16 protein-coding genes and 1 tRNA gene are annotated in these 14,331 nt (G+C 71.9%); 14 read left to right on the top strand and 3 right to left on the bottom strand.

Translation table 11 applies throughout. The features are described from left to right. Positions 1-23: 23 nt before the first annotated feature. The 11 genes from SHK17_RS12930 (at position 24) to SHK17_RS12880 (ending at position 11,203) form a co-directional block, all read left to right on the top strand. Entirely contained in the window at positions 24-1,436 is a 1,413-nt protein-coding gene (locus SHK17_RS12930) for an HNH endonuclease signature motif containing protein (RefSeq protein WP_322919475.1), read from the top strand. A 261-nt stretch (positions 1,437-1,697) separates the two neighbouring features. Next, positions 1,698-1,844: a hypothetical protein gene (locus SHK17_RS12925; RefSeq protein WP_322919474.1), complete on the top strand. Its 147-nt coding sequence runs from the start codon at positions 1,698-1,700 to the stop codon at positions 1,842-1,844. A 123-nt stretch (positions 1,845-1,967) separates the two neighbouring features. Continuing rightward, positions 1,968-2,795 carry a DUF2382 domain-containing protein gene (locus SHK17_RS12920; protein WP_172274270.1) on the top strand — a complete coding sequence of 276 codons (828 nt, stop codon included), beginning with the start codon at positions 1,968-1,970 and terminating at the stop codon, positions 2,793-2,795. A gap of 128 nt (positions 2,796-2,923) precedes the next feature. Beyond that, complete coding sequence (gene priA, locus SHK17_RS12915; RefSeq protein WP_322919473.1) at positions 2,924-3,670, top strand: bifunctional 1-(5-phosphoribosyl)-5-((5-phosphoribosylamino)methylideneamino)imidazole-4-carboxamide isomerase/phosphoribosylanthranilate isomerase PriA; 747 nt, start codon at positions 2,924-2,926, stop codon at positions 3,668-3,670. A 2-nt stretch (positions 3,671-3,672) separates the two neighbouring features. After that, complete coding sequence (locus SHK17_RS12910; RefSeq protein ID WP_322425433.1) at positions 3,673-4,119, top strand: NUDIX hydrolase; 447 nt, start codon at positions 3,673-3,675, stop codon at positions 4,117-4,119. Continuing rightward, entirely contained in the window at positions 4,116-4,907 is a 792-nt protein-coding gene (hisF, locus tag SHK17_RS12905) for an imidazole glycerol phosphate synthase subunit HisF (protein WP_322425432.1), read from the top strand. The genes SHK17_RS12910 and hisF overlap by 4 nt, the downstream gene beginning before the upstream one ends. Positions 4,908-4,917: 10 nt before the next feature. Beyond that, a complete protein-coding gene (locus tag SHK17_RS12900; protein WP_172274282.1) occupies positions 4,918-5,826 on the top strand; it encodes an ABC transporter substrate-binding protein in 909 nt (302 codons plus the stop codon). After that, positions 5,826-6,710, top strand: a complete 885-nt coding sequence (locus SHK17_RS12895; protein ID WP_322425431.1) for an amino acid ABC transporter permease — start codon at positions 5,826-5,828, stop codon at positions 6,708-6,710. Before SHK17_RS12900 ends, SHK17_RS12895 begins: the two co-directional genes overlap by 1 nt. Further along, the gene (locus SHK17_RS12890) at positions 6,707-7,441 is read left to right on the top strand and encodes an amino acid ABC transporter ATP-binding protein (protein ID WP_322919472.1); all 735 of its coding nucleotides are present in this window, start codon (positions 6,707-6,709) and stop codon (positions 7,439-7,441) included. The genes SHK17_RS12895 and SHK17_RS12890 overlap by 4 nt, the downstream gene beginning before the upstream one ends. Positions 7,442-7,553: 112 nt before the next feature. Then, positions 7,554-9,386 carry an ABC transporter ATP-binding protein gene (locus SHK17_RS12885; protein ID WP_322919471.1) on the top strand — a complete coding sequence of 611 codons (1,833 nt, stop codon included), beginning with the start codon at positions 7,554-7,556 and terminating at the stop codon, positions 9,384-9,386. Next, positions 9,383-11,203, top strand: a complete 1,821-nt coding sequence (locus SHK17_RS12880; protein WP_322919470.1) for an ABC transporter ATP-binding protein — start codon at positions 9,383-9,385, stop codon at positions 11,201-11,203. The genes SHK17_RS12885 and SHK17_RS12880 overlap by 4 nt, the downstream gene beginning before the upstream one ends. Positions 11,204-11,214: 11 nt before the next feature. Here the strand turns inward: SHK17_RS12880 and SHK17_RS12875 are convergent, their stop codons facing one another. Next, on the bottom strand, positions 11,215-11,649 hold the full coding sequence (locus SHK17_RS12875) for an SsgA family sporulation/cell division regulator (RefSeq protein ID WP_322919469.1): 435 nt from the start codon (positions 11,647-11,649) through the stop codon (positions 11,215-11,217). A 203-nt stretch (positions 11,650-11,852) separates the two neighbouring features. On the opposite strand from SHK17_RS12875, the gene SHK17_RS12870 reads away from it, so the two are divergent. Continuing rightward, positions 11,853-12,332: a PGPGW domain-containing protein gene (locus SHK17_RS12870; RefSeq protein ID WP_172274300.1), complete on the top strand. Its 480-nt coding sequence runs from the start codon at positions 11,853-11,855 to the stop codon at positions 12,330-12,332. Between the two features lie 48 nt (positions 12,333-12,380). Beyond that, positions 12,381-12,452 (top strand) — tRNA-Val (locus SHK17_RS12865). An 86-nt stretch (positions 12,453-12,538) separates the two neighbouring features. Here SHK17_RS12865 and SHK17_RS12860 read toward each other — a convergent pair. Both SHK17_RS12860 and SHK17_RS12855 read right to left on the bottom strand, forming a co-directional pair. Continuing rightward, positions 12,539-13,327 (bottom strand): hypothetical protein, encoded by a 789-nt coding sequence (locus tag SHK17_RS12860; RefSeq protein WP_322919468.1) that lies wholly within the window; start codon positions 13,325-13,327, stop codon positions 12,539-12,541. A gap of 39 nt (positions 13,328-13,366) precedes the next feature. Next, positions 13,367-13,840, bottom strand: coding sequence for an SRPBCC family protein (locus tag SHK17_RS12855; protein ID WP_322919467.1), 474 nt, complete (start codon positions 13,838-13,840; stop codon positions 13,367-13,369). An 86-nt stretch (positions 13,841-13,926) separates the two neighbouring features. Between SHK17_RS12855 and SHK17_RS12850 the strand changes: the two genes are divergently transcribed. Next, a complete protein-coding gene (locus SHK17_RS12850) occupies positions 13,927-14,331 on the top strand; it encodes a DUF1622 domain-containing protein (protein WP_322425426.1) in 405 nt (134 codons plus the stop codon).

Here is a 14,331-nt window from a genome sequence, read left to right as displayed (position 1 = left end):
TGGTCCGCCGTAGAATCGAACACATGATCGAGACGCTGGCAGGGCCGAAGGCAGAGGTCGAGGACCTCTCGGCCTCCGCGCTGCTGGCACTCGCCCGCGACCGGAAGGCCGCTGAGGACCGCGCGGCAGCTGACCTGTTGGAGGTGGCCGCGCGGTGGGCGGACCTGCACCCGCCGGAGTCGATCCACACCGCCGCGGTCTTCAGCGACGGTGGCCGTTACGGCCTGGAGCACGAGGAGCCGATCGCCGGCGAGGGTTGCCCGGCGGTGGCGGAGTTCTGCATCGCCGAGCTCGGAGCCGTCCTCGGCATCTCGTCGACGTCGGCGAAGCGGCTGATCGGTCACGCCCTCGAGCTGCGGCACCGCCTCCCGCGGCTGTGGGCGCAGGTCCAGGCCGGTCAGGTCCCGGCGTGGCGGGCCAGGACAGTGGCGGAGGCGACGATCCACGCGACCCCGTCCCTGACCATGGAGGCGGCGCGGTGGGTCGACACCCAGGTCGCCTCTGTCGCCGCGCGGGTCGGGCCCGCGCAGCTCGACCGCCTTGTCGCCGAGACGATCAAGCGCCACCACCTCGACACCTCCGACGCGACCTCGGACCCCAACGACGGGTGGCAGCACGTCGACCCGCGCCACGCCACCCTCCACGCCGAGGACGTCCACTACGCCGGGACCATGCGGTTCGAGGCCGAGCTCGACATCGCCGACGCCTTCGACCTCGACCGAGCCCTCGCCCACGGCGCCGAGACGCTGAAAGCACTCGGCTCACAAGCTCCGCTCGACGCCCGACGATCGGCTGCGCTCGGCGACCTGGCCCGCACCCAGACCGCGCTCGACCTCCACGCCCAGGGCTCGACCGCCGCCAGGAGCGAGGACGGCCTGCCAGCCGCTCGGGAAGTCGTCCTGCACGCCCACTTCGACACCGGCCTCGACGGGTTGGAGACCGTGTTCGGTCCCACCGGACGCCTCGAGGAGGGCCAGCGGCTTGTCCTGCTCGAGCAGGTGAAGGGCTGGTGCCGCGTCTCGCGGACGAAGGTGACCGTCAAGCCGGTCATCGACCTCAACGCCGAGCTGAGCGCGCCGGGCTACGACATCCCCGACCGGATCCGCGAACAGGTCATCCTCCGCGACCGCACCTGCGTCTTCCCGTGGTGCACCCGCCCAGCGCGGGCCTGCGACATCGACCACGTCATCGCCTACGACCACGACGCCGCCGCCGAGGGCCGCACGCAACCCGGTCCGACAGTCAGCTCCAACCTCGCCCCGGAGTGCCGATGGCACCACCGCCTCAAGACCCACACCGCCTGGCGCTACGAGGTGACCGGAATCGGCATCTACGAGTGGACCAGCCCCCACGGCCACCGTTACCGACGCGACCGCACCGGCACCACTCGGATCAGTGGCGCTGCAGACGACGCGGCGCCGCCCGGCCGACCATGACCCCGCCCCACACCCCGCCGAGCCGACCCGGCGGGGCCACAGGCATGTGGCGAGCCGCCCGGGGAGCTTCGAGAACGGCCGCGAAGCAGTCCCGGACAGTGACTGATTGAAGACCACTCGCGTGCGGGAGAACAAGCGAAGCGGCGTGGTCATCGTCCATCGGGGCCGGGCCACCGAGCCAGGCCCGCCCGAGGAGACCCCGCCCACACCCCGCTGCCCGCGTCGCTGCCCTTCGTCGCTCCCGCTGCCGCAGGCGGGCTCGTGCTGCACGGGGTCAAGGGCCGCCCGTGGCTCGGGATGCTCGCGCTCGCGGTCCTGGTCGTCGTCCTGCCCGTGCTGCTGGCCCCCGCGCTGGGCACGGGTGCGTTCTCCGACCTCGCCGAGTGGGTGAACGACCCCCAGTGGTGACGTACGGCCCCTGGTGAGGCGACGACGGGCTCTCTTCACCCGTTCGAGGCAGGGTTGGACATGGGTTCGTCAGTGATGGGTACGCCATGTGTCCCCGTAAGCAACAACCCAGGAGGATCGAACATGCACGAGAACGAGATCCAGAGTGTCATCGGCAAGAACGCCTACGACAGCAACGGTGACAAGATCGGAAGCATCGGCCACATCTTCTTGGACGACGAGACCGGGCAGCCCGAGTTCGCGTCGGTCAACACCGGTCTCTTCGGTATGAAGGAGACGTTCGTGCCCATCACGAACGCCACGGTCGAGGGCGACCGCCTCGTGGTCCCGTTCACCAAGGACCAGGTCAAGGACGCCCCCAACGTCGACGTCGACGGCGGGCACCTCGACCAGGCCGAGGAGCGGCGCCTCTACGAGCACTACAACATGTCCTACTCGGAGTACTCCAGCGACTCGGGTCTGCCCGAGGGTGGCACCGGCTACGCCGCCGGCACGGCCGGCACGGCGGACTACGACACCAGCCGGACCGACCACACGGTCGGCCACGACACGTCCGGTCCCACCACGGACGAGGCCATGACGCGCTCGGAGGAGCGCCTCGACGTCGGCACGTCGCGCGAGGAGGCCGGCCGCGTCCGGCTCCGCAAGTACGTCACCACCGAGCAGGAGACCGTGAGCGTCCCGGTGAAGAAGGAGCGCGCGGTCCTCGAGACCGAGCCGATCACCGAGGCCAACCGCGACGAGGCCCTCTCGGGCCCCGCCATCTCGGAGGAGGAGCACGAGGTCGTCCTCCAGGAGGAGCACGCCGTCGTCGGCAAGACCGCCGAGCCGGTGGAGCGCGTACGCCTCGGCAAGGAGACGGTCACCGACGAGGAGACCGTCACCGAGGAGGTCCGCAAGGAGCACATCGAGACCGAGGGTGACCTCGACGACCGTCGCGGCACGATCTGACCCAGCACGACCCAGCACGACCCTGCACGACCAGCACGGTGGCCGGTGCCCCTCGGGGCGCCGGCCACCGGCGTCTGCGCACCGGACCGACGTGCCGGAGCGGGTGAGCCGGCTCCTAGGATCGAGCCATGCCCAGCACCCCCGAGCAGCCCTACCTCGAGCTCCTGCCCGCCGTCGACATCAAGGGCGGCCAGGCCGTCCAGCTGGTCCAGGGCGTCGACGGCTCGGAGAAGCGCTTCGGCGACCCCGTCGAGGCGGCTCTGCGCTGGCAGCAGGCCGGTGCCGAGTGGATCCACCTCGTCGACCTCGACGCGGCGTTCGGCCACGGGCACAACCGCGAGCTCCAGGCCCGGATCGTCGGGACCCTCGACATCCAGGTCGAGATGAGCGGCGGGATCCGCGACGACGAGTCGCTGGACGCCGCGATGGCCACCGGCTGCCGCCGGGTCAACATCGGCACGGCGGCGCTCGAGCAGCCGGAGTGGTGCGCGCGGGCGATCGCGACGTACGGCGACCGCGTGGCCGTCGGCCTCGACGTGCGGGGCACGACCCTGGCCGCGCGCGGCTGGACCCGTGAGGGCGGCGACCTCTACGAGACCCTGGCCCGGCTCGACGCCGAGGGCTGCGCGCGCTACGTCGTCACGGACGTGAACAAGGACGGCATGCTCCAGGGGCCGAACCTCCAGCTGCTCCGCGACGTGTGCGCCGCGACCGACAAGCCCGTCGTCGCCAGCGGGGGAGTGACGACCCTGGACGACCTCCGCGCGCTGATGGGCCTCGTCGACGAGGGCGTCGAGGGCGCCATCGCCGGGACCGCGCTCTACGAGGGCCGCTTCACCCTCAAGGACGCGCTCGCCCTCACGAGGGGCGCCTGAGCATGGAGTTCACCGACTACCACACCCGGCTGGCGGCCTACGCCCTGCTCGTCGACGAGCGGGAGCGGGTGCTCCTCGCGTGGTGGAACGGCGAGGGGCACAGCGACCCGGAGTGGTCGCTGCCCGGAGGCGGCATCGAGTTCGAGGAGTCGGTCCGCGACGGCCTCGTGCGCGAGGTCTTCGAGGAGACCGGCTACCACGTCGAGCCGGGTCCCCTCGTCGCCGAGCACTTCTTCACCGCGCGCGGCCGCAGCTTCGACGGGTGGTTCCGCGCCCAGCGGTTCGTCTTCGACGCGACGATCACGGGCGGCGAGCTGGGCACCACCGAGGTCGGCGGCTCCACCGACCACGCCGCCTGGGTGCCGCTCGCCGAGCTCGGGGGCCAGCCGCGTTCGGAGATCGTCGACGTCGCGCTCGCCGCGTGGCGGGGCGAGGAGGCCCGGCGATGAGCCTCGCTGTCCGGGTGATCCCGTGCCTCGACGTCGACGGCGGACGGGTCGTCAAGGGCGTCAACTTCACCGAGCTGCGCGACGCCGGCGACCCCGTCGAGCTCGCCCGGCTCTACGACGCCGAGGGCGCCGACGAGCTGACGTTCCTCGACATCTCCGCCTCCCACCAGGGCCGGGCGACCACCATGGAGGTGGTCAGCCGCTGCGCGGAGGAGGTCTTCATCCCCCTCACCGTCGGCGGTGGCGTGGGCAGCGTCGACGACGTCGACCGGCTGCTGCGCGCGGGCGCCGACAAGGTCGCGGTCAACACCGCCGCCATCCGCCGCCCCGACCTGGTCGCGGAGATCGCCGACCGGTTCGGCAACCAGGTGCTCGTCCTGAGCGTTGACGCCCGCCGGGTGCGGCCGGACGCGCCGGGCACCGCCAGCGGCTTCGAGGTGACCACCCACGGTGGTCGCAGGAGCGCCGGGCTGGACGCGATCGAGTGGGCCGTGCGCGCCGCCGAGCTGGGAGCCGGCGAGATCCTGCTCAACGCGATGGACGCCGACGGGACCACCGACGGCTTCGACCTCGAGCTCATCCGCGCCGTACGCCGTGAGGTGACGATCCCGGTCATCGCGAGCGGGGGAGCGGGTGCGGTCGAGCACTTCCCGCCCGCGGTCGACGCCGGCGCCGACGCCGTGCTCGCCGCGACGGTGTTCCACTTCGGCACGCTGAGCGTCGGGGACGTCAAGACCGGCCTGTCCACGGCCGGTCACCCGGTCCGCTGGGCACCGCCCGAGCCGTAGGATTCGGCCCATGCTGAAGACTGTCCGGCCGTTCGGCCTCGCCGCCGTCGCGGCCGCCACGATCGCCCTCACCGCCTGCGCACCGACCGACGAGGCCGACAGCGGCGAGAACACCGCCTCCGACACGTCCTCGGACTCCGCGGGCTCCTCGGAGTCGCCCGCCGCCGACGCGTGCACCCCCGACTCGATGGAGACGGTCGCCGACGGCACGCTGACCATCGCGACCGACACCCCGGCCTACGAGCCGTGGTTCGTCGACAACGACCCCACCAACGGCGAGGGCTACGAGTCCGCGGTGGCCTACGCCATCGCCGAGGAGCTCGGCTACACCGCCGAGCAGGTCTCGTGGGTGACGGTGCCGTTCAACAAGGTCGTCCAGCCCGGCCCCAAGGACTTCGACTTCGACGTCAACCAGGTCTCCATCACCGAGGCCCGCCGCAAGGCCGTCGACTTCTCCTCCGGCTACTACGACGTGGTCCAGACCGTCATCACCAACGAGGGCAGCGCCATCGACGGCGCCACCAGCGTCGCCGACCTCGCCGACGCCAAGCTGGGTGCCCAGGTCGGCACCACCAGCTACACCGCCATCACCGACACGATCCAGCCGTCGGAGGACCCGGCGGTCTTCGACACCAACGACCAGGCGGTGCAGGCGCTCAAGAACGGCCAGATCGACGGCATCGTCGTCGACCTGCCGACCGCCTACTTCATGACCGCGGTGCAGCTCGACGACGGCGTGATCGTCGGCCAGCTGCCGCTCCCGGAGGGCGAGCCCGAGCAGTTCGGCGCGGTGCTGGCCAAGGACAGCCCGCTGACCGACTGCGTCTCGAGCGCCGTCGACGCGCTGCGCGAGGACGGCATCCTCGACCAGATCAACCAGGAGTGGCTGGCCCAGCAGGGCGCCCCCGAGCTGTCCTGATGGCCCACCGGGTCGTCGGGGAGACGGCAGGGCCGGCGGAGGACTGGCAGCCCTCGGAGGTGCAGCGCGAGCGTGACGAGTGGCGGCGACGCCGTACGCTCCGCAGCGCCGCGATCGCGGTCGTCAGCACGCTGCTGCTGCTCGGTGCGGTGGGCACGGCGGTCGTCAGCTCGCCGGGCTGGGAACGGGTGCGCGAGACCTACTTCGACTGGGACAAGGCGGTGTCCTCGTTCCCCGCGGTCCTCGAGGGGCTGTGGCTCAACATCCGCGTCATGGTCGTCTGCTGGGTGCTGATCCTCCTGCTCAGCCTCACGATCGCGATCGTGCGCACCATCCGCGGGCCCGTCGCATTCCCGCTGCGGCTGCTCGGCACGGCGTACGTCGACGTGTTCCGCGGGCTGCCGCTGCTGCTGGTGATCTTCCTGCTCGGGTTCGGCGGCCCCGCCCTGAGCCTGGGTGGGCTGCCGACCTCGGCACTGTTCTGGGGCGGCGCCGCGCTGGTGCTGTCCTACTCGGCCTACGTCGCCGAGGTGTTCCGCGCCGGCATCGAGTCGGTGCACCCCAGCCAGCGGCTGGCCGGGCGCTCGCTGGGGCTGAGCTACGGGCAGACGCTGCGGCACGTCGTCCTGCCGCAGGCCTGGCGCCGGGTCATCCCGCCGCTCATGAACGACCTGGTCTCCCTGCAGAAGGACTCCGGCCTCATCGCGGTGCTCGGCGTCACCGACGCGATCCGCGCGGCGCAGATCGAGACCGCCATCGACTTCAACTACACGCCGTACGTCGTCGCGGGCGTGCTGTTCTGCTGCCTGACCATCCCGATGGCCCGGCTCACCGACCGCTACGCCCGCCGCAAGGGCTACCACGGAGCAGGAGGACACTTGTGAGCGAGCTGCTCCGGCTGGACGGCGTCCGCAAGTCCTTCGGCGAGCATGTCGTCCTCCGCGACGTGGACCTCACCGTCGAGCCCGGCGAGTGCGTCGTGCTGATCGGCGCGTCCGGGTCCGGCAAGTCCACCCTCCTGCGGTGCGTCAACCTCCTCGAGGTCGTCGACGACGGCGTGATCACCTTCGAGGGCCGCGACATCACCGACCCGCGGGTGGACGGCGACGAGGTGCGCTCGCGGATGGGCATGGTCTCCCAGGCCTACAACCTCTTCCCGCACCTCGACGTGATCGGCAACGTGACCCTCGCGCTGCGGCTCGTGCACGGGGTCGACGCCGAGGAGGCGAGGTCGCGCGGGCTCGCGATGCTCGACCGCGTGGGGCTCGCCGCCCGGGCCGAGGCCCGACCCGACGACCTGTCCGGTGGGCAGCAGCAGCGCGTGGCCATCGCCCGGGCGCTGGTGGCCAACCCGCGGCTGATGCTCCTCGACGAGGTCACCAGCGCGCTCGACCCCGAGCTGGTGGGCGAGGTCCTCGACCTGCTCACCGAGCTCAAGGGCGAGGGCGTGACGATGCTGCTCAACACCCACGAGATGGGCTTCGCCCGCGACGTCGCGGACCAGGTCTGCTTCCTCCACGACGGTCGCATCCACGAGCGGGGGACCCCGCAGCAGGTCATCGGCGAGCCCCGCGAGGAGCGCACCCGCGCGTTCCTCTCGCGCATCCGGGCCTGACACCCGGACGACCACAGCCGATTCGCCCGGCGTTGGTGACGAGGAATAGCCTGACGCGGTCGGGTGGTTGCGCTCGGCAACTGACGCGACGACGAGGGGGCGGGCGACACCGGTGGGCAAGGATGCGGAGCCGCGGGGCGCCACCACTCTCGACGGGTTCCGGGTCCTGTGGGTCGGCATCCGCCGCGAGCCCCGGATCTTCACCGTCGCGACGCTCGGTGCGGTCCTGTTCGGCGTGCTCACCGTGGCCGACGCCTGGGTGCTCGGCTGGTCGACCCAGCACGTCCTGATCCCCGCCTTCGACGACGGCGAGATCGGCACCGGGCTCCTGGTCTGGGTGGTCGCGCTGTTCATGGCCGTGGCGATCCTGCGCGCGGTCGGCATCGTCGCCCGGCGCCTCGGCGGCGGCATCATGTACTACCGGATGCAGTCGCACACGCGACGCGGCGTGACCCGCCAGTACCTCTCCCTGCCGATGGAGTGGCACCAGCGCCACCCGACCGGCCAGCTGCTCTCCAACGCCTACTCCGACGTCGAGGCGGCCTGGGCGCCGATCATGCCGCTGCCGATGGCGCTCGGCACCGTCGTGATGATGGTGATCGCGGTCGCCCAGATGTTCGTCGCCGACGTCGTCATGGCGCTGGTCGGCCTCCTCGTCTTCCCGGCGGTCGTGGTCGCCAACCTCGTCTACCAGCACTACTCCTCGCCGTTGATGACCCGGGCCCAGGGCCTGCGCGCCGAGGTCAGCGAGATCGCCCACGAGTCCTTCGACGGCGCGATGGTCGTCAAGACGCTCGGCCGCGAGGGCGAGGAGACCGATCGCTTCCGCGCCAAGGCCCGCGAGCTCCGCGACGTCAACATCCGCGCCGGACGGGTGCGGGCCCTCTTCGACCCGGCGCTGGCCAGCCTGCCCAGCCTCGGCGTGCTCGTGGTGCTGGCCGTGGGCGTCTCCCGCGTCGCCAGTGGGGCCACCGAGGCCGGCGACGTGGTGACCGTCGCCTACCTCCTCACCATCGTCTCGTTCCCGATCCGCGCCATCGGCTGGCTGCTCGGGGAGTTCCCCCGCTCGGTGGTCGGCTACCGCCGCGCCAAGGCGGTGCTCGACGCCCGCGGCAACATGGCCTACGGCGACGACGAGCTGCCGCCCTCGTCGGTCGGCGCCCTGCTCGAGGTCGACGACCTGCACTACTCCTACGACGCCGACGCACCGCTGCTGCGCGGCGTCGACCTCGACGTGCAACCGGGCCGGACCGTCGCGCTCGTCGGCGCGACCGCGTCCGGCAAGAGCACCCTCACCAGCCTGATGACCCGGCTGGTGGACCCCGACTCCGGCGCGATCCGCATCGACGGCCACGACGTCAAGGGCCTGCGCAAGGGCCAGCTCCCGCGCGACGTCGCCCTCGTCCCGCAGACCGCGTTCATGTTCGACGACACGGTCCGGGGCAACGTGACGCTCGGCGCCGACGTACCGGACGAGGAGGTGTGGGCCGCGCTGCGCACCGCCCAGGCCGACGGCTTCGTCGCTGCCCTCCCCGAGGGCCTCGACACCAAGCTGGGCGAGCGCGGCACGTCGCTGTCGGGTGGCCAGCGGCAGCGCCTCTCGCTGGCCCGCGCGCTCGTCCGCCGTCCGCGGCTGCTGATCCTCGACGACGCGACCTCGGCGGTGGACCCCGAGGTCGAGGCGCGGATCCTCGCCTCGCTGCGCGACGACGTGGGCGGGTCCGACGCCTCGCTTGTCGTCGTCGCCTACCGCAAGGCCACGATCTCCCTCGCCGACGAGGTGCTCCACCTCGAGGGGGGTCGCATCGTCGGCCGCGGCACCCACGCCGAGCTGCTCGACTCCAGCCCCGCCTACGCCCACCTGGTCAACGCCTACGAGTCCAGCGCCGACGCCGCCGCCGAGCCCGGGCCTGCCACCGGACGATCCGCCGGGAGCCACGAATGAGCACCACGACGACTGCTGCCACCTCCACCTCGGGCACCCGGATGGACACCGGCGAGGACATCGGCGCCATCGCCACCATCCGGCTCGGGATGAAGTACTCGCCCGAGCTGCGCGAAGGCATCGGCACGACCTTCCTGCTCGCGATCATCGCGTCCTGCGGCCAGATCGTCGTGCCCATCGCGGTCCAGCAGACGCTGGACCGCGGCCTCAACGCACCGGGCGGGCCGCGCTTCGACTACGTCGCCTGGATGGGTGTGGCGGCCGCCGTCGCCATCGGCCTGACCGGCTGGGCGTCCTACCTGATGACCAACCGGCTCTTCACCACCTCCGAGAACGGCCTGGCGACCCTGCGCACCAAGGCGTTCCGCCACGTGCACGACCTGCCGCTGCTCACCCAGAACACCGAGCGCCGTGGGGCCCTGGTGTCGCGGGTGACCTCGGACGTCGACCAGGTCAGCCAGTTCCTCGTCTTCGGTGGCCTCATCTTCGTGGTGAGCATCGGGCAGATCCTCGTCGCGACCGTCCTGATGCTCGTCTACAGCTGGCAGCTGGCGGCCGTGGTGTGGCTCTGCTTCGCGCCGCTGTTCCTCTCGATCCGGTGGTTCCAGAAGAAGCTGTCCGCCGCCTACACGGTCGTGCGCCACCAGGTCGGCGTCCTGCTCGGTGCCATCTCGGAGCCGGTCGTCGGCGCCGCGGTCGTCCGCTCCTACGGCGTGGAGGACCGCACCCAGGCCCGCATCGACACCGCGATCCAGGACTGGCAGAACGCCTACACGCACGCCCAGACCTACACCGTCACCTCGTTCTCGCTGGGCGGCATCTCCGCGGGCCTGGCCAACGCCGGCGTGATCGTGGTCGGCGTCCTGCTCGGCTTCACCGGTGACATGACCCCGGGCAAGGTGCTGGCCTTTGCCTTCCTCGTCACCCTCTTCGTGGGACCCGTGCAGATGGGCACCCAGATCCTCACCGACGCCCAGAACGCCATCGCGAGCTGGCGCCGCGTGCTGGGCATCCTGGAGACGCCCGCCGACCTCGTCGACCCCGGCCCCGACGGCGAGCAGCTGCCGCGCGGCCCGATCGACGTACGCTTCGCCGACGTCACCTTCGCCTACCCCGAGGGCCCGCCGGTCCTGCGCGACGTCGACCTGGCCATCGACGCCGGGACCCGCGTCGCGATCGTGGGCGAGACCGGCTCCGGCAAGTCGACCTTCGCCAAGCTGCTCACGCGCCTGATGGACCCCGTCGAGGGCGCGGTGCTGCTCGACGGCGTCGACGTACGCCGCATCGACGCGCGCTCGCTGCGGCGCAGCGTGGTGCTGGTGCCGCAGGAGGGATTCCTCTTCGACGACACCATCGCCGCCAACGTCCGCTACGGCAAGCTCGACGCCACGGAGGACGAGATCCGCGCGTCGGCGGTCGAGCTCGGCATCGACGACTGGCTCGCCGGCCTGCCGCGCGGCCTGGACACCCAGGTCGGGCAGCGCGGCGAGTCGCTGTCGGCGGGGGAGCGGCAGCTCGTGGCGCTGCTCCGCGCCCACCTGGCCGACCCCGACCTGCTCGTCCTCGACGAGGCCACGAGCGCGGTCGACCCGGCGCTGGAGATGCAGATCGGGCGGGCGCTCGAGCGGCTGATGCAGTCGCGCACCTCCGTGACCATCGCGCACCGGCTCTCCACCGCGGAGAGCGCCGACGAGGTCATCGTGGTCGACAAGGGCCGCGTCGTGCAGCGCGGACCGCACGCCGAGCTGGTCACGCAGGCGGGCAGCGTCTACTCAGGGCTGCACGCCAGCTGGATCGCCCAGCACTCGCAGGCCTGACGAGGCGGGTGTCAGGACGCCAGGACCTGGCTGATGAGCAGGTCGGCGTCGAAGAAGTCCGACTCGGTGCCGGGCGCCACGATGGCGACCGTGCGGGCGAGGAAGTCGTCGACGTCGGACGCGCGGGCGAGCAGCACCAGGTGGCCGTCGGGCGAGCTGAGCTCGATGCTGACCATGGCACGGCCGCTGAGGCCGATGGCGGGGGAGACGTGGACGTCGCCGTCACCGGTGGGCGTCTCGGTGCCCCGCATGAGCAGGTCGCGACCGAACGTCCACACGAGGTTGCCCTCGCCGGTGACGAAGGTCATCGCGACCGCGAACGGGTCGGAGCTGCGGTATCCCAGGACGGTGTCGATCTCGTGGCGGATGCCGCGGTCGTCCATGCACTCGACGGTGATGTCCAACGCCACGTCGGACAGGGTGTGCCCGCTACCGGACATGTTCATCGAGACTCCTTGGGGTTTCCCGGGAACGGTCCCGGGGGGTGGTGGTGCTCATGAGACGGCATCCGGCCGGGGTCGTGATGCGAAACGGCAAAATATGGTCAACACCGGTCCAGACCGGATCTTGAGCCTCACTCGTGCCGTCCTTGACGCTACGTGCTGTTTCGCGAGGGAAATGGTGTGGAGCCGCCTTGTAGGTTGCACCCATGGCGGGGGCAGGCAAGCGCATCGTGCTCGAAGGGCTGGGCTGGCTGTTGCTGGTGCTCGGCGTGGCTGCGATCTTCCTGCCGGGTCCGGGGCTGCTCGGCATCTTCGCCGGCCTCGCGCTGCTCTCCCAGCAGTACGACTGGGCCGAGCGCCGCGTGGAGCCGGTCCGGCTGCGCGCGCTGCGCGGCGCGGCCGAGAGCGTCGAGACGTGGCCGCGGATCATCGCCTCGTGCCTCGGCGCCGCGGTGCTGGCCGCCTGCGGGGTGCTGTGGATCGTCAAGCCCCCGTCGCCGGAGTGGTGGCCCCTGTCCGACACGTGGTGGCTCCCCGGAGGGATCTGGACGGGCGTCACCCAGGTCGCCTCGGCCTTCATCGCCCTGGCGCTCATCGTCTACAGCTACCGGCGCTTCCACGGCAAGCCGGAGGCGGTCGCCGAGCTGGACCGCGACGTGGAGACGGCGCGGGCCGACCGGGGCTGACCCGATTGCCGGTCCGGGCGGACCATGGGATATCGTTCCCGCGGACTCGGGCGATTGGCGCAGTGGTAGCGCGCTTCGTTCACACCGAAGAGGTCACTGGTTCGAACCCAGTATCGCCCACCGACGCCACACAGGCCCTGACCAGCGGAGACGCCGGTCAGGGCCTGCTGCGTCTCCTCGTCCGGTGCCCGGACGGGGGTGGGCGCTCAGAAGCCGCCGAAGTCGAACCCGCCGCCGTCGCCGCCCCCGTCGTATCCCCCGCCGTCACCGCCACCGCCGTCGCCACCGTCGGATCCGCCGTCACCGCCGCCCCCGTCGCCGCTGTCGTAGCCGCCACCGAGGTCGCCGAACATCATCCCGCCCATGAACATCCACGTCATGGGTCCGAAGGCACCGAAGTAGCCCGCGGCGTAGGGCTCGTAGGCGCGACCGCCCTGCCAGTAGGGGACCCGCTGCGCGCCGACCATGACCTTGCGGACGTCCGGCTCGGCGCCGGCGTTGACGCGTTCGACGTCGAGGGCGCACGCGGGCACGTCCCGCTCGACGCCGTCGGGCGGGACGAAGAGGACGTCGGCGACGGAGGGCCCGTGGCGTGGGTCGAAGAAGCACGGCGGCCGACGGGTGGGGAGCGGCCGCCCCTCGACCCGGGCACGCACGCACGCGATGGCGTAGCGGCCGTCCTCGACGATCGAGGTGACGTGCCGGATGTCGCCCGGCTCGGTGATGGAGTCGCCGGCGGTCTTGGCCGACTCGTAGGTGTCGAGCGCCCGCTGGTAGTCGGCGTTGGCGCCGGCGTCGAGATGCTGACCGCTCAGCTCGAGGTCGAGGTCCTGGAGGTCGACACCGAACGCGGTGATGTCCTCGAAGGCCAGCTTCCTCACCGGGGCGAGCTCGTCCTCACGCCGCTGGAGCTCCTGCGCCTTGCTGCGTCGTGCCAGGACGACCGCGCCGGCACCCACCACGGCCAGGACCACCAGCAGCAGGATCAGCTCCATGCCGAGAGCCTACGTCGCCGGCCGAAGGCGGTGCGCGCGTCAGGCGCGCGTCAGGATGGTGTCGAGCTCCGTCAGGGCGCGGTCGGCGTACCCCATCCACATCCGGCCGATGACGTTCGTGGTCAGCCGGGCCGGCGAGGCCTTCGGGTAGAACGTCCAGGCCCAGGTGACGCGAGCGCCGCCGTCGTGCGGCGCGACCGTCCAGAGCCCGTCGATGGTGCGGACGAAGTGCCGCAGCGGCCCCTCGATCCCGTCGAGCCGGTAGGCGAAGCTGTGCGGCCGGGCGACGTCGGTCAGGGTCTCGCGCAGCCGACCGCCGTCGGCGAGCACGATCGTGCGGGTCTGGCCGACGACGCCCCAGCCGTCCGGCTGGTCGACCACCTCGGCCACGGCCGGCAGGGCCGCGTAGCGCCGGGCGAACACGTCCGTCAGCGGCGCGTCCATCAGCCGCTCGAAGGCGACACCCGGTTCGACCTGGACCACGCGCGACGCCTCGACCCGATGACCCGACATGGCGATCACACTAACCGGGCGGCGCGCCGCGCGGCACCGGTCGCCGCGGGTGGTGTGGCGGGCATGGCTGGTGCGAGGGTGGGCGGGTGACCAGCGACGAGCGTTTCGACCGACTGATGGAGCTGGTGGTCCACGGCTTCGAGCTCGCCGGCGTGGCCGTCCTCGTGATCGGGGCCCTCGCGGCCTTCGTCCACGCGGCCCTGGTGGCCCGACGGGACGGCGCGGCGACCGCCTACGAGACGGCCCGGCGGAGCGTCGGTCGCGCGATCCTCCTCGGCCTCGAGCTCCTCATCATCGCCGACATCGTGCTGACCATCACCGTCGACGCCACGCTCGACAGCGCGCTCGCCCTGGGACTCATCGTCATCGTCCGGACCTTCCTCAGCTTCTCGCTGGAGGTCGAGCTCGAGGGCAGCCTGCCCTGGCGTCGGCGGCCCGCACCCAGCGGGCGGGGCGCCGCCGACGCGAGCGGCGAGGGGCCGTCCGCCTGA

The sequence above is a fragment of the Nocardioides renjunii genome (genome assembly GCF_034661175.1).
GTDB classification, from domain to species: Bacteria; Actinomycetota; Actinomycetes; order Propionibacteriales; family Nocardioidaceae; genus Nocardioides; species Nocardioides renjunii.
The sequence above is the reverse complement of the archived record's forward strand: the minus strand, read 5'-3'. Positions and strand labels throughout refer to the sequence as shown.

Excerpts from the sequence above, each read along its gene's own strand:
- SHK17_RS12930 (WP_322919475.1), top strand. The coding sequence starts at position 24 with ATGATCGAGACGCTGGCAGGGCCGAAGGCAGAGGTCGAGGACCTCTCG.
- SHK17_RS12920 (WP_172274270.1), top strand. The coding sequence starts at position 1,968 with ATGCACGAGAACGAGATCCAGAGTGTCATCGGCAAGAACGCCTACGAC.
- priA (WP_322919473.1), top strand. The coding sequence starts at position 2,924 with ATGCCCAGCACCCCCGAGCAGCCCTACCTCGAGCTCCTGCCCGCCGTC.
- SHK17_RS12910 (WP_322425433.1), top strand. The coding sequence starts at position 3,673 with ATGGAGTTCACCGACTACCACACCCGGCTGGCGGCCTACGCCCTGCTC.
- hisF (WP_322425432.1), top strand. The coding sequence starts at position 4,116 with ATGAGCCTCGCTGTCCGGGTGATCCCGTGCCTCGACGTCGACGGCGGA.
- SHK17_RS12900 (WP_172274282.1), top strand. The coding sequence starts at position 4,918 with ATGCTGAAGACTGTCCGGCCGTTCGGCCTCGCCGCCGTCGCGGCCGCC.
- SHK17_RS12895 (WP_322425431.1), top strand. The coding sequence starts at position 5,826 with ATGGCCCACCGGGTCGTCGGGGAGACGGCAGGGCCGGCGGAGGACTGG.
- SHK17_RS12880 (WP_322919470.1), top strand. The coding sequence starts at position 9,383 with ATGAGCACCACGACGACTGCTGCCACCTCCACCTCGGGCACCCGGATG.
- SHK17_RS12875 (WP_322919469.1), bottom strand. The coding sequence starts at position 11,649 with ATGAACATGTCCGGTAGCGGGCACACCCTGTCCGACGTGGCGTTGGAC.
- SHK17_RS12870 (WP_172274300.1), top strand. The coding sequence starts at position 11,853 with ATGGCGGGGGCAGGCAAGCGCATCGTGCTCGAAGGGCTGGGCTGGCTG.
- SHK17_RS12860 (WP_322919468.1), bottom strand. The coding sequence starts at position 13,327 with ATGGAGCTGATCCTGCTGCTGGTGGTCCTGGCCGTGGTGGGTGCCGGC.
- SHK17_RS12855 (WP_322919467.1), bottom strand. The coding sequence starts at position 13,840 with ATGTCGGGTCATCGGGTCGAGGCGTCGCGCGTGGTCCAGGTCGAACCG.